The following is a 24,108-nucleotide window of genomic DNA, read 5'->3' on the forward strand; positions in this document are numbered from 1 at the left end:
TTGAAACGTCACTACGAAACCTTATCTTCTTTAGGAGGATTTCAAGAAGTGATGGAATCTAAAACTTTAGGCGAATTCCAGGATCGTTTACATAGGCTCTCCGGGTTTAGCGATAAAGAAGAATATTATCTGCATTCGAATCCTGCAGTGGTGATGAAAAATATCCGAACTCCGATCATGATCTTGAATGCAAAGGATGATCCCATCTGCGTAAACCAGAATGTTTTAGAAAATCTACATTGGTTGGAAACTCTTCCTAATTCTATCCATGTTTATACAAAAAGAGGAAGCCATATCGCATATTATGAAGGCTGGAAAGCGATATCTTGGTCGGATCAACTTGTTTGTGAATATTTTAAAGCTGTCCAAGGCCAATTGCCTAAAAAGAAAAAGAAGTTAAAAACTAAGTCTGCAAAAAAGCGTTAGTTCCAAGTGGAGCTTCTTTTAAAAGTCCGGAGAATGTCTTCCCTCTATAAACTAGAAACTGGAAAGACCACTCTATTATAAATCCTCACATCGTCTATACTTCCTTCAAAAAGTTGAGAAGATATGTTGGATAGACCCAATTGGAAAAAACTGTTTGTAGCCCAAGGACGATTTACTCCGAAAGTTCCGGAGTTTACTAGGACGTTATTCACATATAAAGAAGCGGTTAATGTTTGGATATCCCAAGTGAAGACCATATGATACCAAACATCTTCCGGATATTTTCCGCAATCAGTGCCGACATCCACATCCCCTGAACTTCCGTTATTCGTGAATGCTCTTAGTCTTCCGCTGCAAGAACTTGCGGTCAGCGCATATAATTGAAGGCCGAATCCTGCACCTTGGCTTAAAAACATGAATTCGTTCCCGTTGTTTCCGGGAGGATATTTCCCCTTTACCCAAGCGCTGACCGTGAATGAGGAAATTGTCCCGTTGAAAAAGAGAGGACCTTGCGCTGAGGATTGGTGATAGCCTCCTGCGCCATCATAGTAATATGCTCCTCCAGGAAATCCGAATCGATCCGAAGTTAGTGTGGGGGTTCCACTTGTGGCTGTTAGATCCAAACCGCCTATTATATCTCGAGTATCTCCGTCTAACGGCCAATAGTGTACTAGGCCGATCGCGGAATCCAATAATGATAATTGGATAAAGTTTTCGAAAACCCTGTCGTTTTTCGCATTCAGATTTTCAAGAAGTAGATAAGTTCCGCAATTTGAGAAGTAAAAGGGAATAAAGAAGACAAGGAGCAAAATTCGCATTAGCTATTCTTATTCTATTTAACCTGCATCGGTAAAGATTTTTTCAAACGGTCGATCCAATTTAAGGTAAATTGTCATAAATTCGATTCGTTTAATATACGATTCGATCTTGTTTGATCCGAATATGATATTGCCAAATTAGAACTCATTCATTACAAGGAAACCATGTATGATATCCCACTCGTCCAATTAGGTCCCGTTAAAGCAGCTCGCATTCCCGGCGATCCGCAAGGGCCCTATGTCATTTTTATGCATGGTTACGGTGCAAACGCGTTCGACCTTCTTCCTTTGTATTCATATATGGACGTTCCTGAGGGCACGAATTTTATTTTTCCGGACGGGATCTTAGAAGTCCCGATCGCACCAGGTTATAATGGTAAGGCCTGGTTCCCTATCGATATGGAAGCATTACAAAGGGCAATGGTAGCGGGAGGTTCCAGAGAACTTTTCGAACGTTATCCGGCTGGTCTGGCAGAGGCGAAACAAAAGGTAGAAGAGATGATCCAGGCCTTGGATGTCCCAATGGATCGTATTATCTTGGGTGGTTTTTCACAAGGGTCCATGCTTGCGACCGAGATTACCCTGAAGGCAGAGAAAAAGCCCAAAGGTCTTGTCATTCTGTCGGGAACTTTGTTGAACGAAACTAATTGGTCCCAATATGCAAAACAAACTCCGGGCTATAAATTTTTTCAAAGTCATGGTAGAATGGATCCTGTGCTTGGTTATCCCGCCGCAAAAAGATTAGAAACAGTGTTAAAAGACGCTGGTTGGGTAGGCGAGCTATTGGCATTTCCGGGTGGACATGAAATCCCGGAGATAGTATTACACGGTATGAACCGCTATTTGCGAGAACTGTTCGAATGACCTATCTGATAGAAAAATACGTAGCCCTCAAAAACAAATACCGCAACTACGATACCAAAGAAGCTTTGCGAAGAATGCAGGCATGCCGCATTGCTTTAAAGGAATTAGAAGACAAAGGTTTTCGCACCGGTGTTGAAATTTTAGGTTCGATCAATTTTGGGATCGTAGAACCTTCTTCAGATATCGATTGTATTCTATTACATTATTGTGATTTACATAAGGACCAAGAATGTCCTGAATATTGTCCTAATTTTTTATATGAGTCCGAAGAGATCAAAGCCAGTCTTCGTAGAAGGTTAAAAAACGAAAATCTAAAGATTGAATTTTTAGATTGTATCAATCTTAGAATGGTAGAGCGGGCGCTTGATACGGGTAATTGGAAAGATCACGAAGTTCTTCGAAGGCTTTTATTTTATAGAACTATTGGTCGACCTGTAAATAGACCTCTCTTTATTCCTTACGCGGAGAAGTTAGAGGAGAATGAAGAATATATCCGAGACATTTTGGAATGGGGCTCGGAAGCTTTAAGTGTTTATCTTGGGACTTCAAGACATAGATTTTCTTTTAGTAAGTATAACGAAAGGATAGAAAGTTCCGGCCTTCAACTCCCTCACGGTTTAAAAGAAGAATTAGAAAGTTATTTGGAGCAGGGAGAAGGTCTTGAATCCAATAACGGAGCCGAGTCCTCTCATTTTAAGGATCCGGTTTAGGTTTTATGCGTACCAAGCGGGTTTCTTTATTATTTACGATCTGCTTTTCGATCTCTCTTGTTTCTTGTGCGATCAAATCCGAAAATTCCGGTGACCCAAACACGCAAGAATATTATGAAAATGCGATTATCAATTGTTTTATCAGCGGATGTGATAAAGAACTCATTATTACTGGAGGAAACTCTCTGCCTGAGGGAGGTTCTTTAGTTTTATCTATTTCTTTAGTCCACAAGCCTGATACTTCCGTGACTTATAATTTTTCCAGTAGTAACCCTGCAATAGCTTCCGTTTCTCCATCAAGCTTGATGTTTACTCCTTCTAATTATACTACTTCTCAGACATTGACTATAACGGGAGGTTCGGACGATTCAGATTCTACGGATAATTCCATTGTGATCTCCATCCTTACTCCAAACTCGGAGACAATTCCATATTCAGTATTACAAAAGGATAATGATAAATTCCTATTTGCTACAAATGCAACCTATGCCGGGAATTTTGGATCCGGCGGTTTTGCGGATTTTGTTTGTCAGAATGAAGCGAATAATTTGTTTAGCAGCGGGCTCCCTACCGGAACCTACAAAACTTTTGCAGTTGCAGGGACTTGGAGAAGGGCGATACCTTCTAAGATTGATTGGGTTTTGCTACCGAATAAAGATTATATAGATTTTGCTGGCGGAACTTTTGTGAAGGCATTTGCAACGGATGCGAATGCGTTATTTTCATTCGGTACTGGAAGTGGGATAAGTGCCACTGCTGCAGGATATTGGACAGGTTTACAAACCGATTGGTCTACTGCAAATACCTGTCAGGGTTGGACTTCTAACGGCTCTATTGACCAAGGAAATTTTGCCAGTTCTGCCGATCCAAGCGTAGGCGGAATATCCGCAGGAACTCCGGACTTCTGTAATTTGGCAAAATCAGTAGTATGTGTTCAGCAATAATTCGAATTTCTTAATATAGATTAAGAAACTTTCGTCTTTTCGGTGACCTGAACCGGATCTGAAAGATGGCGAATATCCATACCTGTATTCAGTCGTACAAGCTCTTCTGCGATGTTTACCGCATAGTCTCCGGCTCTTTCTATCCCTAAGATCATTCTGTATAAGTCCGCGAACTGATTTTTATCCAATCTCGGATCTAATACAAATTTTAAGAATGCTGCATGACATAGATTATTCAGTTCTTCCTCTACTGTATGAACTGAACCATAAAATCTATTTTTCTCTTCTACTAAGGATTCTACAGCCATTCCCACAAGAGTCACTACTCTGGAGAGCATCTTGTCTAAAATTTCTTCCTGTCTAAAAAATCCTTTAGGAAGAAGTCCTCTTCTATAACAGGTGGCACAGTTTACGATCTGGTCCCCCATTCTTTCTAAACTTCGGTTGATACGAATGGAAGAAAGTGCAAATCTAAGTGGATCTTTTTTGAGTATAACTTCCCCATCGATTTGGTCCATCCCGAGTAAGTTACGGTTTGCAATCGCTTCTAAGATTGCATTTTGAGAGAGGTTATCGTTTTGTTTTTCCAAACTATCGATCAGATCGTCCCTTTCGATAACTTGTTTAGCTAGATCAGGATTTTCCTGTTCGATTGCGTCATCTAGGATCAGGACTTGTTCCAAACATAGCTCCGCCATTGCATATAGATTTTTACGGAGATAGTCGAACTTGGATGCCATGTATCTCCGAAGATTAACCTCAAATATACACGGCGGTCAAGATGTTTTTAAAATTATAGAATGGAACGCACTAGTATTACTAACATTGCGGTGAAACAAAGATATTGGATTATAAATCCGGTAAATCTTACATTCACATTCCAGACGCCGCCACCGCTTAGATGAGCACTTGTTTGTAGGACTCTTGCTCCAAATACGATCCAGGCGAGAAGATCGAAAGTATCGTTTTGGTATCCTGAAAGTATAAAGGTTAAAACTAAAACTGCAAAAACCGGAAGGCCTTCGACACAGTTTAAGTGAGCACGGTGGATCCTCCAATACAGATCGGAACCGTGTTGTATCCATGCTGGAAACTCATTTGATTTTTTGGTACCTGCCAATACCTGTGCTGTTCTAAAAGATACTACTATGAGTACGAGCAGAATGGTCCAGGCAGTAAAAGCGATTAATGGGAATAGAGAACTAAACATAGTCCGATAGAGAAAAGTCTAACGGAACAATTGGCAAGAAAAATTTGGTAAGTTGGAATGGAATACTAATATATATCGTTTTTATCTCAAACAATATATATTAGTATTTTATAAAAGGATTAGTCTCCGTCTGCTGCCGGGGGAAGACTCGGAACGCCTAATGCGGAGAAAGCGTCCACATTAAAAAGGACTTTTAGTGTGGTAGCAAGGTTGTATATCGGTTTTACATTCGTATTGATACTTGTCCCTACCGAAGTTCCGTCAGTATCTATTTGAGCATACAAATCGTTTGAGGTATTGATCGCAGATTTTAAAGCAGCAATTGCAGCCTTGATATCCGTATCCAATTGGGAATTTTGAGCTTGGATCATCGTTGAAAGAGTAACTGCATCCGTATCCGCTGGGTTTCCCTGGTATCCTAGTTCGAAACCTAAAAGATTGTCGTATAGATCCTGGTATGCATTCCTTGAGAAGGTGGCCTCTGTTGATTTAGGATTCGGGTTGGTAGAACATCCCGGTGTTAAACAAGCCGGTCCTCCTAATTTCCCGTCCCAGATTTGGTACGCCATATTTCCTAAAGATTGAACATACGTATCGAACGCGACTCCTTGGTTGGAAAAATAAGATCCGTTTCCTGCGATAAAATTTCCTAAGAAATTTCCTCCGGAAGGATCCCAAGAAGTATACAAACTATTCGCATCCTGGTTGATCAATTGGGCGAGCGATTTAAGATATTCTAATCTTCTAGAACCTGCAGTGTTGACCGAATTAATCGAAGTTGCATTGTCGATCGTGCTCGCAAGACCGTCGGAAGAGAAGATAAGCATTTCCAAGGATTCAAATCCCTTATATATCACAGAACATGCAGCTAAATCCGTACTCGTGATCGGATCTGTTGTCGCACAAGTCGCCGTATTCGTGATAATTTTATTCACGTAAGTCCATAAAGGTCTCGCGGAAATGGTCTCGAAAGCATCCATTTTAACGTAATAGTTCTTGGTAGAAGGATAGGTCCCCGGTCCAAAATAGAAAACTTCCACTCTTTTCAAGGAAACATGAGCGGTTTTCCAGGCGTCTTGCAATTCTCCCAAAGTTGTGGCGTTCTGAGTGATATAATAAGCTAAAGCTTTGGTTTCTAAGGTAGCCGTGTCATTCTTGAGAGCGAGTAAACTCGGAAGAACTACATTCGTCCCGGAATAATTTAGCACTTTAGTATAATCCGCACTTGAGGAAAATAAAAAGGCCATCGCTCCCATATTAGAGCTTGATCCTCCTTCGCAACCGACCAAGGAAAAACAGGAGATTAATGATAGGATAATTATATTTTTATAATGTTTTGTCGTAGATTTGAGATTCATATTTTCCTCTCTTATAGGGATTCTAAGAATGTAATCAGTTGTTGTCTCTGAGCCGCAGACAGGCTTTGGAAATTTCCACGAGCTGTATCCGCTTCTCCACCATGCCATAGGATCGCTTCTTCAATCCCATTCGCTCTTCCATCATGCAGAAGTCTTAAATGTCCATTTACGGTTTGGATCAGGCCTAACCCCCAAAGAGGGGGAGTTCTCCATTCCTGGCCACTTGCATCGAAATCTGGTCTCCCGTCCGCTAACCCGGGGCCCATATCGTGAAGTAATAGATCAGTATACGGTTTGATATGCTGGTAGGAAATTTCCGGAAATCCGGAAACATATCCTGTTTGAACATAAGGCTTATGACAACCTGCACAACCTACACTCGTAAAAAGAGCTTTTCCTGCGACTACATTAGTATCAGTAATATTTCTTCTGGAAGGAACTCCAACTAACATACTGTAGAATACGACTGCATCCGCAAGATTCTCGGAAATTTCGATGCCGGTAGTTCCTGCAGAATTCGTAATACATGCTGTTTGAGTTGAAGGGCAATTGTCCGTAGGGAATAAAGGACTAGTGATTCCCATATCACCCAAAAATGCTCCTTGATTCTGTTGGAACAAACTAGGTTCATTTGCTTTCCAGCCGAATCTTCCCAGGACTTTGGAGTTAGTAGATACTTCCCAAACCATATTCACTTTTCCTGATATACCATCTCCATCCGAATCGCTTGGGTCCGCCCAGCTTAGTATAGTGCTTTCAGGGATCGCTTGTAAAAGACCTAAGCCTGGGATCATAGGAGCGGTTCTTGGAGAGAAATTAAAACCGCTCGCAGAAGAAGTCGGATCTCCGAACAAAGGGTTCCAAGTAAAAGTGTAAGTGGGTTGGCTTAGAGTTACGTTAGTTCCTTCCGGATAAGTCGAGCTTCCGCTAGGATAATTGGGAGCAGCGATAGAGCCATAAGATACCGAGGCAGCTCCTTCTGGAGGAGTGAAATTAGAGCCAGTGATACTACCGCTTCCTGTATCACAATTGAAATTGGAATCGTAAACCGCCGGATTACAGCCCAAACCTTTATGATTCAATTGAAGACCGTAATTGTCCAGACCTATAGGGCCGCCGGTAGTGGGATTGGAACCGTTTTGAGAAAGACGAACTAAAATTCCCGGGAAATTATTTAAAGAACCGGAAGAAGGAGGTGCTCCTCTACCGTCGCCTTGGTGACAATTTTGACAAGAGTTGGTATTAAAGGTAGGTCCGAGACCTGCGGGTGAGCTGCTTCCTTCTGAAACCCAAGGGATATTGAAGAAGGAGTTTCCTTTATTGAACTTGGTAGCTCCTCCGGATCTTAAATTTGCGGCACGAATATCGAATGAAAACGCATTTGAAACGAAGTTCGTGGTGTAACCGCCGGAATATTCTTCACCTGGATCCACTGAACCATTAGAAGAATTTAAAGCGGCTAACAAAGCCATCGCGTTATTTCCGCCGGAAGGATCGCATCCAAGTGAGAGTAACGCGGTTATAAGAAATAAGATCGATCCTTTTAGACCGATTTGGTGTTTTTTATGGTCCCCGTTTCTGCGGAGACCTTTGTTTTTATCACAGTTCATTTTTATATTTATGCCGGAAAATATGAGTCCGACTCTCATACGGTTTAATCGCTTAGAGCCCTAAAACATTCTTCGCCCTGACTACGTTTTGAGCCAATGTAGTGTTGATCAGTAGGCCTACATTTTCTAAAACGCTATGTTGGCTATCCGCAGGATGCATAATCACTTGATCGTAACGGTGAGATAAGCTTCCGCCTGGACAAGAAGCGGTGTAGTTGGGATCTGTAGTCTCATCATCAAGATTGATACAGAAAGTATCTCTTGCGCTTTCAATTTGGGAAGTGACCGAGCCTTGGTTTTTGCTACTTAGAAGATTGACTAGTCCGGCACCTGTGCTGATATTTACACCTTTCTTGATGCTATAATTTCCAGTCCAGATATTATAAACGCCTTGCGCATCATAATAAAAGTCCGCTTTAGTTGTGTCGCTGAAACAGGAATGTTCGTCTTCTTGAAGTTCGCTATCTACACCTGATAAACGATCTCCTCCCCATTCCTGAACCATGAATGAAGTAAGACCAGTGAATACTAATCCTAAAGAAGTGTCAGTATTTCCGGAAGTTAAGAAAGTATCCGTTCTATAAGTGCCTGAAGTAACTGCCGGATCCCATTGGTCTCTAACTTGCTGTAAATGACCGATCAAACCTTGGGTAACCGCCAAAATATAAGCTCTTCTGTAACTAGGTATTCCACTTCCTGAAAAATCGGTTGCTGGTCTTTGTCCTGGAACGGTGTTGTCTCCGCTGTTTGTATTGTCTTGTCCCCAAAGAAGATATTCGATTGCATGATAACCGGTCATGACCACTTTTTCAGTGTCGCCTTCACTACCGGAAGCTAAGGTAGAATCTCCATTTTTAGCGTAGATATTTGCAAAAGTAGGAGTAGAAGATAAGCTGCTGATATAATTGTCTATGACTACTTCATCCAATGGCCATGCGTTGATTGCTCCTTCACAGTCGTCAGTTCCGGAGTAAACGGAACCGCCCGGAGCTCCACAATGACCTGTAGTTCCGTCGATTGGACCATCGCTGAAACGGAAAGCTTCCGTTACTAAGTAACTGGATCTTGCTACGACCCATGCGTTTCTGGCCGCAGTCAGATTCGTTTCGTTCGGAGTAGTAGTGAAAGTTGTAAGAGCGGTAAGTAAGCTTGTTGCATCCGTTGCTGCTTGGTTATAGGATTCATAAGCAAGATCAGCATAACGTGTGAGCGCTTCGGTTTTAGTTGCGCTGGCAGGAATATCCAAACCTAAAAGCGCTGCGGCTGAGTTATCGCTGCCTGGACCCCCGCAAGAAATCAGAGAACCGAACAGAGTTATACTGAACAGAATTGAAAATATTTTTGTGTGGATGTTCCGCATGGGAAATCTCCTTAAAATTTGGGAAAAATCCCCGGTCCGGATAAAATCCGGCCGGGGCCAGAGATGAACTGTGGGGATGACTCCCTCCGGCTCCTGGGACAGGGACCGGCTTGATTTTGCAAGTGAGAATAAGTCTCAAAAAAAGTCAATAAGGTTTTTTTCCTCATTCTACATTCCATCTCAGGCCACCTCGGGGAATTTTTATCTAAAATCCCGATTCGCTCCGGTTTATCCAAAGAGAATAATCCTTTTGGATTAAGAGAAACTGAGGCTGACTCTCAAAATTTTCGAGAAAGGGAACCTGGTCAATCCGAAAAAGGTCGGGAGTTTAAGATTCTTAAACTTCAGTCAATAAACCGTGAGAAGTATCTTCAGTAAGTATTTCAAATGCTGCATTTCTGGCAGATCTTAAACGGAGTGGAGAAGTTTCTCCTTTTCTTTGGACCAAAACTTCTGCTCGAGCAATTTTACTGTTCAGACAAAACTTCCAACCGCCTGGAGGATTCGCATAACGTAGGCAGGCGAAATCTTTTTTATCCGCATGAATCCTTCCTTCTATTTTTATTTCAGGGGAAGAAGCTTGAAACTTCCAATCGAAATACCGATAGCTCGCTCTTCCGAATGAGGAGAATAAACTGTTTAGCGCGTATTCTTCCCCATGTAAACGTAAAACAATTGGAGTAATTGCAGGAGTCCAGAGTGGACCTATTTTGATCTTTGCGGTTGCCAATTCCAGAAAGGAACCTTGTTCCCCGTCGAAACCCGCTACTTGTCCCCATGCGTATTGATCGGTGTGTTTTGGACCCCAATTATGATTTTGGCTTCCTTTCCAATTTTCTATTTCTATTTTATTATTTTCTAATTTTATAAATCCATTAAGTAGTAAAGAAGGTTTCCCGACCAAAACTTTTGCCTTTGGAAAACCCCCTGAATATAGATCTTTTGGGAAAAGAAAAAGAGGTTTATCTCCTCCGGAGAAACCGAGGTCCCATTCTATATTTGTGGAACCTTGTTTATTCCCTGACTTACCTTTTAACCCTTTATGATCTTGGACAGAGGAGCCGATCCGGACTTTGAATGGATCTCCGGAAAATTCACATTCTCCGATAGGGTATTCAGATTTGGAAACATAATGTTTTCCGTTCTCGCCGTCGAAATAGATCGCCCATAATTCTCCTATCGAATCATGGGTAGAATGTTTCGGAGAAAAAATAGTATAACGGATCCAAATTGCTAATGGACGAGTCGGATGATTTCCTCTTACGAACCAACTTTCATAATGACCTGCATTCGAATCGGAACGAAATCTGGGGAAATCATAATCTTCGTCAATACTCATGCGGAAAATATTCGATCCTTCTCAGTTCGGAGCAACTATAATCCGCAAGTCACCTAAAGATCCCGCTTAAATTCTTCTTAAAAAATAATGTGAAATGATTTATAGTGTCGACGAGTTTGGCGAGAGTGAAGAATATTTGAATATGGAGATTCCTTCCTATTCCCCTTCTACTTGGAGAGCCACAGTTGCCAAATATGCTGAGGAAATTCTTCGTATTGGCCACGAAAAATCCCCATTTTGGATCACTGTTCGTACATTTGTTTCTGCGGCATGCGAGACTGACGATCCGGAACCTTTTTATGATGATCTTGACTCGGGTTTCAAAAGGGAATTAACTGAAGAAGATGAGGCTCGTTTAGACGAGGCATTATCTTCCTTCTGGGACCAAGCCACTGCAGTTCTCATTGCAATTTCAGAAGCATACAGTGACGAAGATGAGGATAGAAGTGAGGAGATCACTGACGAAGCTATTTCAGGTTTACTTTCCGGATTAAACGACGCGGGTGTAAAAACCATGTCGGATGCGGAACTTCTGGAAATAGCAGTTCTGGTGTTGAATAGCAGATTAAATTTTCATAATGTTCCTGTCGAAGCTAACTTTTCTATCAAAAGTCTGAGTTCTATCTCGGATCTGGAAGAAAGAAGGATCTTAGAACCTTTCGTTACCTTCTTGATCGATGATTTCAAAACGGTAGAAGATAGAGAAGAAAGGTTCGCACTTTTAATGCAGATCTTATTCGATACTTTATGGGCTCTGTTTTATCTGGGACTGGAAGAAGACGAAGAATAGATCATTCACCTGACTTTTCGCCCACTCTCGACTTTTCCTTTCTAAAAGAAATGATCGCGATCACTAAACTCAGGATCGCAAGTAAAGAGCTTACTATAAACGGTGCACCCGGGAAATAAGGCTGCATACCTTCTCTCGTAAAATAAGAAAAAACAAAACTCATAAGTAATGGGCCTAAAATAGAACTTAGGCTCATCATACTTCCCATAATTCCTTGGAACTCTCCTTGTTGTGTAGGAGAGACGTGATTGGAAATGTAACCTTGGATCGCAGGAGTTGCGATAAAACAAAAGGCGAAGGGCACAAGTAGTACATAAAGCATCCATTCTTCCCAAGCGAATGCAAACAACGCACTCATGATAACCCTTGCTAAAATTCCTATATAAGCAGAATTTTTTTGTCCCAGCTTAGGGATGATGAGCCTAAGTAATCCACCTTGTACTACCGCAAGAGAGGCGCCTACCACTGCTAAAGAGAATCCAATCTTAGTGGCGGTCCACTGGAATTTGTTCATTGTAAAATAGGACCAACTGGTTTCCATACAATGGTTCGCTACGAATATTAGAAATAAAGAAAATACTAAACCGCTTAGAGGCCCAGGATAACGGAAAAATGCAACGACTGAACCGAATGGATTCGCCATTACCCAGTTAAATTTTCTTCTGTTCTCTTCTACAAGAGTTTCAGGCAAAACAAAGTATCCATATACCCAGTTCAGAAGAGAAAGAGAAGACGCCACCCAGAACGGAGCTCTTGGGCCGAACTCGGAAAACAAACCACCGATGATCGGGCCTATAATGAATCCCATCCCGAATGCCATTCCGACTAATCCCAAGTTTTGGGATCTTTTTTCAGGAGGGCTGATGTCTGCGATGATCGCACCTGCGACTCCATAACTCGCTCCAGTGATCCCAGCTATGATCCTTCCTACGAATAACCAAAATACATTTGGAGCCAATGCTAAGAATGCATAGTCGATACCTAATCCAAACAAAGATGCGAGTAAGACAGGTCTTCTTCCGAACCTATCGCTTAAACCTCCGATGATAGGAGCGCAGAAAAATTGAGTGATCGCATAAGTAAAGGATAGAAGTCCCCCGTAAACCGCTGCGGTGCTCAAATTCCCTTGTAACATATCTTTTAAAAGATTGGGAACTACGGGAATAATGATCCCGAAACCGATAAAATCGATGAGTAATGTAAAAAGTAAAAATTGAAGTGCGGACTTTTTTTGAACTGTCATATTTCGTATTTTCAGGTTTTGTATATTTAAATAAAATGAATCCTAAAATACAAATCAAACTCCAAGACCCTGAAACAAATTCTGCAATCTTGATGATGAATTCTTTGTGGGAAGAAATACAAAACAGATACGGTTTTCAGGCTCCTAATCCGATGAAGGGTGAATATTTCAAGGGTCCGAAATATGGATTTTGGATCGCGGAAATTGATAATCGACCTATTGGAAGTATCGCGATCACACCTTGGAATGATTCGATTGCAGAGTTGGATGTAATGTATGTAGATCCTGAATTTAGGGGAACCGGACTTGCTTCCGAGCTTATTAACGGATTGGAATTATTTGCAAAACAAAACGGATTTACTTCTATTCGATTGAGGGCCGGCGCACCTCAACCAGAAGCATTACGTTTTTATGAAAAACATGGATATTCACGTATCGATTCTTTCGGAAAATGGGCTTCGGACGAAACCGCTTGGTGTTACGAAAAACTGATTTAGTTAGACTCTTTCTATAGCGATCAGACTTATATCATCTTGTGGTTGGGAATATCCTAGCCAAAGATCCAAATCTTTCATCACAATATCTGGGATATTTTCGATAGGTTCTTCCGAAAGTTCAGAGATCCGACTTCTAAGTCTGGATTCTCCCCAGGCTTCCCTTTTAGAATTGAATTGTTCGAATACACCATCGGAAAAGAGGAACATTCTGTCCCCATTTGAAAAATCTAATTCTTGGTTCTCATAACTCTTTTTGTTTTTCAAACCGATGATAGCTCCCGTTCTTCTTAAGTTCATAAGATTAGAAGAATGTACCAAAATCTGATCCGGATGTCCTGCAGATGCGTAAACCAATCTATTTTCTCTGGCATAAATATCCACGATGATAGAGGAGAATATGGTTCCTAACGAGGAGAATTTTCTTTGGAACTTATCATCTAAAAGATCCAAACAGAATCCAGGATCTTTCGCTCCGAATTTGATGCCTTCGTATTCCGCTTTGATTGCCATCGTAACTAACGCGGCTTGGACTCCATGACCGGTAGCATCTGCAAGAAAGATTCGATAGACCCCCGGAGAAACTTCGAAAATATCGTAAAAATCCCCGCCTACTTCGTCTCTTGGAAGATATTTAACCGCGTATTTTAATTCTTTGTACGCTTCTACATTTTCCGGAAAAAGTTTTTTCTGGATCCTTTGAGCAACAAGTAGATCTTTTCTTATCCTTTCCAAAGAATGATTCAACTCTGAGGTTTTTTCTCGAACTAAAACTTCTAAATTATCTTTTAGAATGTTTAACGCGCTATTCGTAATCCTTAAGTTTTCACTCAGTATTTCAGATTTTCTGAATGCTCTTGCGATTCTTCTCGAAAGCACTAAAGATTGGGAAAGAGTGAATACTAAAAGACCGTAAGGAGAAAGATTGATCCCTCTTAGATTTAATTTGTCCCAAAGTAGATCGATTCCTACCGTGATCCCGAATGCAAAAAATCCTGTGAGGAATAGGAGAGAGTCTTCTCTTTTTTTCCAAACCCCCAAACATACAGTGAATAGAACATAGAGTAGGCCGATTCCCGTTACTATCTGGAATGGGCCTACTATCTTAGTAAAAAATCCGATTGGGAATAATAGGGTTATATCGTAAGCGATCGCTAATACCCAAGCGGCGGCAGGCACCCATGAAAATGTATCTTCCGGGAACAAAGAACGATGGAACATTAAAAAGATAGGAACCGCAGTATAGAAAGAGAAAAATTCTAATCTAAAAACGGACTCCCAAGGAAAGTCTGGAAAAATTTCCAGAACGAGTCTATTACCGATTAACGCTACTCTCAAAGTTAATAAAAACGTAAATAATGCAAAATAGAATGCAGACTTTTCCTTTCTTCTAAAAAGAAAAAGTCCCGTGTGGTAAAGACCTATAAGAAGAAGTCCGCCGAATAAAAAAGATTCTCTGGATTGAGTGATTAACTTTTCTCTATAGATCGCTTCTAAGGTTCCCAGTTTAGGAACCTGCCAGAAACCTCCGAAATTATTGATCCAATTAGAGCCTTGTACTAAGATTTCCGTATTTGTTTTTTCCACTCTTAGAGGCAGATAAACGGATTTGATCTTAGGAATTTCAGCAGAGGGATCTAAACTAGGAGTGCCCGAAGAATATATTAATCTTCCATTATAATATAATTTGTAGGCGGATGCAAAGTCCGGCATCAGCAACCCGATCTCTTTTTTTAGATCTTCTTCCGGGAAGATGACGGATAAACGAAAACTTGCTGCTCCTTCTCTCGGAAGTACTTGGTCTCCCTTTTTAGTATCCTGCCAAGAATGAGGAACAGATAGTTTGTCCCAGTTGGCAGTCTGGCTTTTTTCAGGAGAAACAAATTCTCCATATAAAAATTGCCAGTTCCCATTTAATGGAATAAGTTCGGAGTGTTCTACAAGGTCCTGAGAGGAAATTTGTAACACTCCGTCTTGGATAGGTGCTGCTTCTAAAGAGAAACAAAACCAAAAACTAGAAAGAAGTAATAGAGACCGCTTCACTTCCCGTTAGGATAAGCAGAACCCAAGGCCTGTCTAATGTTTTTTGAGAACAGAATTCAGTCGATCCGGATAATCTGTAATAATTCCGTCTACACCTACTTCGATCAATCTTTCCATTTCTTTTGTATCGTTTACTGTCCAAGGGATCACTTTAATTCCTAAAGAATGAGCTTTGGAAACGAATTCATCCGTTACATATAAGAAATAAGGAGAAATAATATCCGCTTTTAATTCTTTAGTTTGATTTAAAACAAGTTCTCTTCTGGAATTACCGAACCCGAATTTCATTGCGGCTCCCTGGGGATAGGTGAGAGAAAATAACGCAGAAGTTTTGATCTTAGGATTTTTCTTTTTCACCAAGGAAATTGCGGGAAGATAAAAAGATTGGATGGTTGCGCGGTCTACTACCTTAGCAGTTTCGATCGCTTTGATCAGCAGATTTACATGTCCTTCTAATATTTCATTAGAGACCTGGGATTCCGCATCTTGTGGGAATTTGGTCTCGATATTAAATTTAGGGATAACTTTTCTTTTTCCTGTTCTTTCCCAGGTCTGAACTTTTTCAAAAAATTCTTGGATAGTTAAAAGTTCCGTTCCAGGAACGGGGATCTGTTCTGGGAATTTAGGATTTTTCTTCGTTCCACAATCCAGCTCTTTCAATTCTGCAAGAGTTAGCTCATAGATGGATTTAGAGATAATCTCGGATCCATCTTTTTTAGTACATAATGTTGGATTAGATTCAGAATCATGATGTATTATAATTTTCTGATCTTTGGTGAGAACAGTATCCAACTCAATCGTAGTCATTCCTTGGGAAAGTGCTTCTTCGAATGCAGGCCAAGTATTTTCCGGCTTGAGCCCTCTGGCTCCTCTATGACCTTGTAGATCCAAATTTCCTTCGATAGGTTTGTTTCTGATCTGCTCTCCGGAGCAAGAGATATGGATCAAAAAGAATATTAAGAATGTTTGTTTGATGTAGAATGATTTCATAATGTCACGGATCCGCTGATTATAATATGACCTTCAGGAATATTCCTGCGAATGTTCCGCCTGCTAAAGGTGCAAGAATTGGAAGCCAGGCATATTTCCATCCAGAGTTACCTTTGTTTGTGATAGGAAGGATGTAATGTGCTAACCTAGGTCCAAGATCTCTCGCAGGGTTGATCGCATATCCGGTAGTTCCCCCCATAGAAAGTCCTATCACCCAAACTAAAATACCTACGAAAAAAACTCCCATAGGCGTAGTCACATCTGCGATTTGAGCTGAGAAGATAGAATGTATTCCTAAGATCAAAACGAATGTTCCCAAAAACTCACTAAAGAAGTTAGAAGGCGGATTTGAGATGGCCGGGTCCGTAGAGAATACAGATAAAATTTTTCCTGAGTCCTTTGTTTCTTTCCAATGAGGAAGATAATGAAGATATACTGCAATAGCGCCCAAGAAAGCTCCCAGAAATTGTGCAGGAAGGTATATTGGGATTTTAGAATATTCTCCAGATTGAACTGCAAATGCCAAAGTGACTGCAGGATTTAAATGGGCGTCTGCACTTCCAAATGCTTTTGCAGTGAAAACTCCTAAAATGACCGCGAACGCCCAAGCTGCAGTGATCACTATCCAACCGGAATCTTTTGCTTTAGATTTTTCTAATAAAACTCCGGCTACTACTCCGTCTCCTAAAAGTATGAGCACAAATGTGCCTAAAAATTCTCCAAAAAAAGGGGACGTCATTTATATATTACCTCATTTTTCCCATCAATTTGACTGTTGCTTTTCTTCCGATCAGCTTAGAAACTTTTACTAAAACTTTATTCGGAAGTCCCGAAACCACTGTAGGAGAACTTCTTTTTTTCAAAGCTGTCAAAGCATATTCCACCAGAGTTTCCGCAGATTGAGCGATTGCTTTTGGAAAATCTTTAGGATCTCCTCCTGCTCTTTCGAAAAAATTAGAAACTGTCACTCCTGGACAAAGTCCCATAACATAAACTCCTCTTTTTCTTTGCTCATACCATAAGGACTCGCTGAAAGAAGTTACAAAAGCCTTAGTTGCAGAATACACTCCGGAAGAAGGCATTGGAACAAGACCCAAGGTAGAGGAGATATTCATTAAAGAATCTCCCGATTGGGAATTTTTTAAGAAAGAATAAGACAAAGAAACGAGAGAATCTATATTCAAACGGGTCATTGCCTGTAACCTAGAAAGATCTGCTTTATTAAACGGTCCGTATACTCCGAACCCTGCATTATTTATTAATAAATCGTAATGGTTATCTTCTAATTCTTTTTGGATCTTTGCGGTTGATTTTGGATCTGATAAGTCTGCGATGATGAATGTATGCCCTTTTCCTAATTCATCTATTAGTTGTTTGAGTCTTGCTTCGTTTCGTGCAACTGCAGTGATCTTGTAACCTTTTGCAGCTAGTTGTTTAGCGAATTCTCTTCCGATCCCTTCGCTTGCTCCTGTGACTAAAGCTTTCATTCCTTTCCTCCCCTAAAAATTCCGGAAAAACCTGGAATTCATTTAGTTCTAAAAGTTTTCGCAGAATTGTTCCGCAAGATCGCCTAGTTGAGCAAGCTTAAAAATACGAACAGAATAGTAGAATCTTTCTAAAAGAGTTATGTCCGGCTGCTCCTTTATACGTTCGGTCGGTTCTGCAGAAGTTTTTCTCTTTCTTCTTCCATCATCTTGATCGATTTACGGGTGAAATCCAAAATGATTTTTAGTTCTTCGGCTGTATAACCGGAGAGTTGTTCCCAAACTGCTTTGGCTAAACTTTCGAATAAGCTTCCTATCTTTTGCATAGCGGCCATATCCTGGGTTAGAAAAATTCTCACCTTTCTCCTATCGTTCGGATCATTCTTGCGTTCTACGAGTCCCTTCTTCTCCAAACGATCGATGAGAGAAGTTACAGCACCGGTGCTGAGCCCCATACTTTTGGCGATCTCTCCTGCAGTTTGAGGACCTTGGGTAAATAGAAAGTCCACACATTTATGATCAGTGATATGAAGCCCAAGCCGATCCGCGATGGTTTGGTGGAACAAAATAGTTAAAGTGCTTAGGTTTTTGGAATCGGTCATAATGGATTCCATCAATTCGGGCTTAGTTTTCGGGATTTTTTTGTCTTGCAATTATTTTGACCGTCAAATATCTCGATAATCAAGATAATTAATCATCGAGTTAATTCGATTTAAGGGGAACAAACATGGCAGAAAATAGCAAGAACGAAATTCCGGATTACCCTTGGTATTCTTGGGGCTCTCCAATCGGTCTAGGGGTGGGTATGATCTCTCTTTCCATTTCTTTTGCAGTGACTTCTTATTCTTTAGCTTCCGCTTTCGTTGCAATCAAAGCTGCCTTCGGAGGATAATATGAAACGGGAGAAGCCCAATTTTATAATCGTAGGCTCCGGAATTTCAGGGCCTTCTCTTGCATTATTTTTGAAAAGGGCAGGGTACGGAGTTCGTTTGATGGAATCCTATTCTCGCCCGGCAGAAGACATCGGCGGAGCTTTACAGATATCACCTAATGGAATGAAGGTGATTAGAGAATTAGGTCTGACTTCGGAGATGTTAGAGATAGGAACGGTTTCGGATGAGATGATTTTTAGGAATCATACCGGAAGAATTCTTGCGATGATCCCGAACGGTTCCGTTTCCCAATTCGGAGAATCCGCGATTGTAGTTTCTCGCGCAAGATTCCATCTTATGCTATTAGAAGCCGCGGAGAAGGAAGGAATTCCGACTGAATACGGAAAAAAATTCTCTCATGCTGAGTTTCCTTTGGATGGGGGAGTGATCGCAAAATTCGAGGATGGAAGTTCTGTAGAAGCGGATTTTCTAATCGGAGCCGACGGAAATCATTCCAAAGTCCGTAATTTTCTTTTTCCTAATTTTCCAAAACCTGAATATACCGGAATTCTAAACGCGGGAGGATTTGTTCCTTCGGAAGTGATTCCGGAAAAATATTCCAAAAGAGGACCGATCCATTTCGTTTTCGGGCCGGAAGGTTTTTTCGGTTTCGCAGCCTGTGGAAACACTGCGGATACTTCTTGGATGTGGTGGAGCAATATTCCTTCTGAAAAAGAGCTTACAAGGGAGGAGATGGACTCTATGAGCAACGAATTCTGGAGAAATAAAATATTAGAAATACATAAAGGATGGCATGATCCTGTCGAAAGAATCATCCAAGCTTCTCCAGTAATCCTTAAAGGGAACGTTCATGATTTGAGGAGTCTTCCTAAATGGGGAAACGATAAGGTATTACTAACTGGAGATGCGGCTCATGTGATGAGTCCTCATACCGGCCAAGGAGCTTCTATGGCTCTGGAAGATTCTCATACTTTATTTTTACTTTTAGAAAGGGCCAATTCGGTTCCGGAGGCTTTCAGGGATTTTGAAACGATCAGAAGACCTAGAGTGGAAAGGATCATCGAGGAATCCAGAAGGAACGGAAATAGAAAGAAAAAACTAAGTCCAATAGGTTGTTGGATCAGAGATGTATTCCTTACTCTGGCCTTGCCTAGTTTCGCTAAGAAAGGCCAGGATTGGATGTATCGTTACGAGGGAATCAAATAAGATTCCCTGCTTTCGAACTTAATATGATTTTTTCCAGAGTTGGTTGCTGGCGTTGAGAAATTCCCATTGGTGAACGACAGAGCCATTACCATTAGCGGAAGCATCCACAGCATACAATGAATTGATCCGATTTCGGATACTATCTCCCACAAAATCGAATCTCATATTGTTCATGTCCTTACAATCCCAAAGAGCGATTTTTCCTCCGTTACGAGTTTCTCCACCGTTATCCATACACTTATATGGATTCAGTTTGCTTCTTAAGAAACCATTGCCTGCATCGTAATACCATTTTTGAGCGTCGGTCCCGTTACAGTTGTATATTTGGATCCTTGCTCCGTTTGCAGTGCTACTATTACTCACATCCAAACAACGACTAGAAGCTTGGTTGACCAGGGCAAAGTAAGGAGTTTCATAATTTTTCTCCCAACGTTGGTTGTTTCCACCATGCCAAGTCCATTGACTTACTAAAGAACCGCTTGTAGAACCGTTAGCATCTACTGCGATAGATTCGTTTTGTCTAACTCGCATAGAATCATCATAAAAATCGAATCTCATATTATCTATATTGTCTCTACAATCCCAGAGGACTATCTTTCCTCCGTTCCAATTCTCGGCGCCGTTATCCAAACATTTATCATTATTCAATTTGCTTCGAAGATGACTTGTGGAATGTTCGTAGAACCATTTCTGAGCATTAGTGTTGTTGCAATTCCAAACTTGGACACGAGTGCCGTTGTCAGTTCCGCTGTTGCTCACATCTAAACATAGATTAGATTGTTTACTTTTTAAAGTGAAGTATCTAGGCTCCAGATCGTTCACGTCCATACATGCTTCGAATGCGTATTGAGAGAATTGAGGGCCCGCAAAATCCACCATCGCGATGTTTATACGCTGTCCGGATTTTTTTGCTTCTCTATCTAAGTCGTAAACAAAACTTGCATGATCCAATTTATCATTGGTAAGATCTTGAATACTTCCCCAATAAGGTGGAAAAATAATCTGAGCCGCATTCGGAGTCAGGATCATTTGAGCTACGTAAAATTTACCTTCTCTATTGTCCTTGATACGATCTCTAAGTGCGCTCACTAGATCAGATTCGTTTCCTGTGTTTTGCCAATCACTCTTCATTGTTTGGCCCTGGTTCCAATACAATTGAGATAAGTCTGCGTAATTTCCACCGCCCCAGATCAAAATTACATTTTTATCTAGATCCCAAAGTTGACCAAAGTTAACTGAATTTCCTAAATTCCGAGGAGCCATTCTGGAACCTAAATAAGGAAGAACCAGTTGGTCTTTCAGTTCGTAATGTTCAGCATCGCTCATGCTGTCCACGTTTTGGATATGAACGAATACGATCTCTTTTTTACGATTATTCACGAAGCTGGAGATATGTTGGAACACTTCCTGAGCAGAAACAGAAACACTGGATCCGTGGTGGATTTTAAATTGTCCGCTTATCTTTTTGATCCTTAGATCGAAGTAACGATATCCGAGAGCCAATTGTTCTCCCACATTGTATTCTTGCGTTTGGGAAATATTCTCGTCGATTCCTTGGATGCCATAAGTTCCGGAGTCATGTGTTCCTGGGATACAAATGTTTCTGAGCTGAGTATTAGATCTGGATTGGTATCCGCTACTCATCCAACCCTGTGGATCTATCTGTAATTTTGGAGCATATACTGGTCTTGGGCTTCTTCCATCCTTTCCCTTGGTTCCGCCCCCCTCGAAAGGAATTCCGCTTGGCTGGTCCAAAGGAGCAGGAGTTAGGTATTCTGCTTTATAATTTATGTCTGCTGGGAGATTTCCTCCGGATTTACCGTTGGATTGGACTAAAAATAACAAAGAATCGTAGTTTGAGGAGGAATCTTTACATCCTACTCCGATCAGGGACAAAGCGCAAATAAATGCGATTGCGACGATTCGAGAAGAAAACACCGTGGAACTTTTCATTTTTTCACCATTCAAATGATCTATTTTTATGCATTATAAAAGTTTAATGCTTCTCTCCGATATATGGAGTAAAAAAAGAAATAACTGGAACTTTTCCCCTGTCAACGTCCTTTCGAATATTTTTTAAAAGTTAACATAACGGTTGTTTTTTAAAGAATCCAACGGTTCGAGATTTGTTATCTTAATATAATCGGAATATAAGGGGAGGTTTTCAAGAATGAACATAAGGGAAATCGCCTTGCATAGAAGAGTAGAACTTCCAATCTGACAGCAAAGAATCCGTTATGAAATTATATACTAGCGATAAAAAAGAATCTCTATCTTCTTGGTGGTTACGTTTTCGTTTAAACCATTGGCCTTGTCTGTGGTGCACAGGAGGAAAAATACAATTTATCTCCTCTGATATGAGAGAACTTCATGTGAGTTTGAAAAAAAATCTTCGTACATTAAATCGAGTCGGAACAATTTATGGGGGAAGTATCTATAGTTCGGTGGATCCATACTATATGTTGATGATGATGTGGATACTTGGGCCCGATTATGTGGTTTGGGACAAAGCAGCGAAAGTAAAATTTGTCCGCCCGATCTTGGATAAAGTTAAGATCCGATTTTTAATCACGGAAGAATTGATCGAAAAAACAAAACAAGATATATTAGAAAAAGGTGAAATCGTTTTCGATCTTCCTGCAAAATACGAAGATGAAGAAGGAGCGGTATATGCCACCTTCGAGAAAACGATCTATGCTGCTTCTAAGGAGTTTTATGAGAAAAAGTTAGCTTCTAAAAATATGGTATCTGCATTTAAACCAAGCAAAAGAAGTTAATTTTAGATTATTTAGTCGCGATCCATCCGCCTACATGTAAGGATCTGAATTTTTGAGAACTGACCGAAAATCCTGCTTCTTGTAAAAGTTCAGCGTATCTGGTGCTTGGAATACGGTGTAGTTCAAATACTCTTTTAAGATAGATTTGGACTGCTTCTTCTTCCCAGCCTTGGAAATTGATAAGATAAGATTTTATATTTTGGAATAAGATCTCAGATCCATTCGGTTCGGAATCAAATAGATCGAATAAGATCAAACTTCCTCCTTTTTTCAATCTAGAGTGAATCTCCTTTAATAGAGAGAGTTTGTCTCCAGTATCCGGAAGAAAATGTAAAACAAATAGTAAAGTGGCTGAATCGTATTCTTCTGTAAGTGGGAGTTCTCCCGTAGTTCTACAGATAAATGTAAGTTGAGGGAATTTTTTCTGAGCCTGCTCGATCATTTCCGGAGACGGATCTATGCCGGTAATTGAAAATCGATTGGGAGAGATTTTTAGTAATTTAGAAAAATCTGCGCCGGTTCCACAGCCTACGGATAAGATCTTACCATTTTCAGGAGTATTTTCTAAAAGATAGATCGCTACTAATTCCATGATCCCTGAATAGAATGGGATCATTTTGCCAATCCTTCTCTCGTAAACCTGAGCTCTTTCACCTTCGAACTTTTCTACGTGGGTCATTTAATTTCCTGTTTGGACTTTTTGTAGAAGAACATCGTATGTGGAACCATCTTCCGGATACATCGCAACACCTAAGGACAAAGTGACTTTCACTTCTCCCCAAGAACCGCTGGAGCTGGATTCCGAAAATAATCTTTTGATCTTCTCCGCTCTTTCCAACACTATATTCTTATGTGCTCCTGGAAGAAGAAGTAAGAATTTTTCGCCTCCGAACCGCGAAGAAATATCGCTCCTTCTGGAATTTTCCAAAAGTATTCTTCCCATTTCTTTAAGCAGAAGGTCGCCTCCGCTATTCCCGAATATTTCGTTGATCTCTTTTAATCCGTCTATGTCCAAATAAACCACGCCGATCGAGGTTCCGCTTCTTTCTGCCCTATAGAGTTCTGCTTGGAAGGATTCGATTGTGTATTCTCTATTAAAAAGACCTGTGAGTTTATCTCGAATTTCTAATTCTTTAATTTTGTTTTCCCTTCTTCTGAAAAGGGTTTCGTATCTTTTTGCCTTTGCTTCCGTAAAAGATCTTTCTGTGATGTCTCTAAAATAGAATGCCTTTGCAGGTTCTTTTTCATCTACTAAGATTGGAATTGTCCTACATATGAATCTTTTTTTGCCGGAAGAAAGATGTAACGTTAAATGAGAATGGTCTTTTGAATCCGCTTTTGAAAGCTCCGCATACCAAGAAGAATGTTTTAGATCATTTTTTTCCGGAATAAGCCCAAGTTCTTTTGCCTGAGAATTCGAATCCAAAAGTTTTCCTTTATTATCTGAGATGAGAATGGCGTCTTCCTGGTTTTCCAGGAAGTTCGGGTTTCGGATCCAATAGTTTTTAGGAGAAGAAGACATACAAATTTTTATTTGAAAAATTATCTT

Annotated in this window: 24 protein-coding genes and 1 pseudogene; 9 read left to right on the forward strand and 16 right to left on the reverse strand. The window is 40.6% G+C overall.

All coding sequences use genetic code 11. The features are described from left to right. Nucleotides 1–426, forward strand: a pseudogene (locus CH377_RS16450) (hydrolase); the annotation flags it as partial. Between the two features lie 44 nt (nt 427–470). On the opposite strand, the gene CH377_RS16455 reads toward CH377_RS16450, so the two are convergent. After that, a complete protein-coding gene (locus CH377_RS16455) occupies nt 471–1,244 on the reverse strand; it encodes a LamG domain-containing protein (RefSeq protein WP_100724846.1) in 774 nt (257 codons plus the stop codon). Between the two features lie 165 nt (nt 1,245–1,409). Between CH377_RS16455 and CH377_RS16460 the strand changes: the two genes are divergently transcribed. The 3 genes from CH377_RS16460 to CH377_RS16470 are packed head-to-tail and all read left to right on the forward strand — an operon-like array spanning nt 1,410 to nt 3,762. After that, nucleotides 1,410–2,108: an alpha/beta hydrolase gene (locus CH377_RS16460; protein WP_165780482.1), complete on the forward strand. Its 699-nt coding sequence runs from the start codon at nt 1,410–1,412 to the stop codon at nt 2,106–2,108. Beyond that, entirely contained in the window at nt 2,105–2,818 is a 714-nt protein-coding gene (locus CH377_RS16465) for a hypothetical protein (RefSeq protein WP_100724848.1), read from the forward strand. Before CH377_RS16460 ends, CH377_RS16465 begins: the two co-directional genes overlap by 4 nt. Nucleotides 2,819–2,823: 5 nt before the next feature. Continuing rightward, complete coding sequence (locus tag CH377_RS16470) at nt 2,824–3,762, forward strand: DUF1554 domain-containing protein (RefSeq protein WP_100724849.1); 939 nt, start codon at nt 2,824–2,826, stop codon at nt 3,760–3,762. 20 nt (nt 3,763–3,782) lie between these two features. On the opposite strand, the gene CH377_RS16475 is transcribed toward CH377_RS16470, so the two are convergent. The 6 genes from CH377_RS16475 to CH377_RS16500 all read right to left on the reverse strand — a co-directional run bounded on the left by CH377_RS16475 (nt 3,783) and on the right by CH377_RS16500 (nt 10,639). Next, complete coding sequence (locus CH377_RS16475) at nt 3,783–4,502, reverse strand: phosphate signaling complex PhoU family protein (protein WP_100724850.1); 720 nt, start codon at nt 4,500–4,502, stop codon at nt 3,783–3,785. Nucleotides 4,503–4,555: 53 nt separating this feature from the next. Next, the gene (locus CH377_RS16480) at nt 4,556–4,972 is read right to left on the reverse strand and encodes an MAPEG family protein (protein ID WP_100724851.1); all 417 of its coding nucleotides are present in this window, start codon (nt 4,970–4,972) and stop codon (nt 4,556–4,558) included. Between the two features lie 119 nt (nt 4,973–5,091). Further along, nucleotides 5,092–6,330, reverse strand: coding sequence for an imelysin family protein (locus CH377_RS16485; protein WP_243402063.1), 1,239 nt, complete (start codon nt 6,328–6,330; stop codon nt 5,092–5,094). An 11-nt stretch (nt 6,331–6,341) separates the two neighbouring features. Beyond that, entirely contained in the window at nt 6,342–7,940 is a 1,599-nt protein-coding gene (locus CH377_RS16490) for a di-heme oxidoreductase family protein (protein ID WP_100724912.1), read from the reverse strand. Between the two features lie 52 nt (nt 7,941–7,992). Next, the gene (locus tag CH377_RS16495) at nt 7,993–9,300 is read right to left on the reverse strand and encodes an imelysin family protein (RefSeq protein ID WP_100724852.1); all 1,308 of its coding nucleotides are present in this window, start codon (nt 9,298–9,300) and stop codon (nt 7,993–7,995) included. 337 nt (nt 9,301–9,637) lie between these two features. Then, nucleotides 9,638–10,639, reverse strand: coding sequence for a hypothetical protein (locus CH377_RS16500; protein ID WP_100724853.1), 1,002 nt, complete (start codon nt 10,637–10,639; stop codon nt 9,638–9,640). 142 nt (nt 10,640–10,781) lie between these two features. Between CH377_RS16500 and CH377_RS16505 the strand changes: the two genes are divergently transcribed. Further along, on the forward strand, nt 10,782–11,429 hold the full coding sequence (locus tag CH377_RS16505; RefSeq protein ID WP_100724854.1) for a hypothetical protein: 648 nt from the start codon (nt 10,782–10,784) through the stop codon (nt 11,427–11,429). Nucleotide 11,430: 1 nt separating this feature from the next. On the opposite strand, the gene CH377_RS16510 is transcribed toward CH377_RS16505, so the two are convergent. After that, nucleotides 11,431–12,672, reverse strand: a complete 1,242-nt coding sequence (locus tag CH377_RS16510; protein ID WP_100724855.1) for a TCR/Tet family MFS transporter — start codon at nt 12,670–12,672, stop codon at nt 11,431–11,433. A gap of 35 nt (nt 12,673–12,707) precedes the next feature. Here CH377_RS16510 and CH377_RS16515 point away from each other — a divergent pair, with 35 nt between their 5' ends. Further along, on the forward strand, nt 12,708–13,169 hold the full coding sequence (locus CH377_RS16515; RefSeq protein WP_100724856.1) for a GNAT family N-acetyltransferase: 462 nt from the start codon (nt 12,708–12,710) through the stop codon (nt 13,167–13,169). Here CH377_RS16515 and CH377_RS16520 read toward each other — a convergent pair whose 3' ends face one another. The 5 genes from CH377_RS16520 to CH377_RS16540 all read right to left on the reverse strand — a co-directional run bounded on the left by CH377_RS16520 (nt 13,170) and on the right by CH377_RS16540 (nt 18,285). Further along, complete coding sequence (locus CH377_RS16520; RefSeq protein ID WP_100724857.1) at nt 13,170–15,209, reverse strand: PP2C family protein-serine/threonine phosphatase; 2,040 nt, start codon at nt 15,207–15,209, stop codon at nt 13,170–13,172. It lies immediately after the preceding gene. Between the two features lie 33 nt (nt 15,210–15,242). After that, entirely contained in the window at nt 15,243–16,199 is a 957-nt protein-coding gene (locus CH377_RS16525) for a glycerophosphodiester phosphodiesterase (protein ID WP_100724858.1), read from the reverse strand. A 19-nt stretch (nt 16,200–16,218) separates the two neighbouring features. Beyond that, on the reverse strand, nt 16,219–16,938 hold the full coding sequence (locus tag CH377_RS16530) for an MIP/aquaporin family protein (protein WP_100724859.1): 720 nt from the start codon (nt 16,936–16,938) through the stop codon (nt 16,219–16,221). 7 nt (nt 16,939–16,945) lie between these two features. Continuing rightward, nucleotides 16,946–17,686 carry an SDR family NAD(P)-dependent oxidoreductase gene (locus tag CH377_RS16535; protein WP_100724860.1) on the reverse strand — a complete coding sequence of 247 codons (741 nt, stop codon included), beginning with the start codon at nt 17,684–17,686 and terminating at the stop codon, nt 16,946–16,948. Nucleotides 17,687–17,841: 155 nt separating this feature from the next. Then, on the reverse strand, nt 17,842–18,285 hold the full coding sequence (locus CH377_RS16540; protein WP_243402064.1) for a MarR family transcriptional regulator: 444 nt from the start codon (nt 18,283–18,285) through the stop codon (nt 17,842–17,844). A 125-nt stretch (nt 18,286–18,410) separates the two neighbouring features. On the opposite strand from CH377_RS16540, the gene CH377_RS19725 reads away from it, so the two are divergent. Together CH377_RS19725 and CH377_RS16545 are read left to right on the forward strand one after the other, a co-directional pair. Beyond that, nucleotides 18,411–18,575 carry a hypothetical protein gene (locus CH377_RS19725; RefSeq protein WP_165780483.1) on the forward strand — a complete coding sequence of 55 codons (165 nt, stop codon included), beginning with the start codon at nt 18,411–18,413 and terminating at the stop codon, nt 18,573–18,575. A gap of 1 nt (nt 18,576) precedes the next feature. After that, nucleotides 18,577–19,782: an FAD-dependent oxidoreductase gene (locus tag CH377_RS16545; protein ID WP_100724862.1), complete on the forward strand. Its 1,206-nt coding sequence runs from the start codon at nt 18,577–18,579 to the stop codon at nt 19,780–19,782. Between the two features lie 18 nt (nt 19,783–19,800). Here CH377_RS16545 and CH377_RS16550 read toward each other — a convergent pair whose 3' ends face one another. Further along, nucleotides 19,801–21,735, reverse strand: a complete 1,935-nt coding sequence (locus CH377_RS16550) for a ricin-type beta-trefoil lectin domain protein (RefSeq protein ID WP_207797625.1) — start codon at nt 21,733–21,735, stop codon at nt 19,801–19,803. A gap of 284 nt (nt 21,736–22,019) precedes the next feature. Here CH377_RS16550 and CH377_RS16555 point away from each other — a divergent pair, with 284 nt between their 5' ends. Continuing rightward, the gene (locus tag CH377_RS16555) at nt 22,020–22,559 is read left to right on the forward strand and encodes a DUF4442 domain-containing protein (protein WP_100724864.1); all 540 of its coding nucleotides are present in this window, start codon (nt 22,020–22,022) and stop codon (nt 22,557–22,559) included. Nucleotides 22,560–22,566: 7 nt separating this feature from the next. On the opposite strand, the gene CH377_RS16560 is transcribed toward CH377_RS16555, so the two are convergent. Both CH377_RS16560 and CH377_RS16565 read right to left on the reverse strand, forming a co-directional pair. Continuing rightward, nucleotides 22,567–23,238 (reverse strand): class I SAM-dependent methyltransferase, encoded by a 672-nt coding sequence (locus tag CH377_RS16560; protein WP_100724865.1) that lies wholly within the window; start codon nt 23,236–23,238, stop codon nt 22,567–22,569. Continuing rightward, nucleotides 23,239–24,081 (reverse strand): GGDEF domain-containing protein, encoded by an 843-nt coding sequence (locus CH377_RS16565; protein WP_100724866.1) that lies wholly within the window; start codon nt 24,079–24,081, stop codon nt 23,239–23,241. Between the last annotated feature and the right edge of the window lie 27 nt (nt 24,082–24,108).

The organism is Leptospira haakeii (assembly GCF_002812045.1).
GTDB lineage: Bacteria > Spirochaetota > Leptospiria > Leptospirales > Leptospiraceae > Leptospira_B > Leptospira_B haakeii.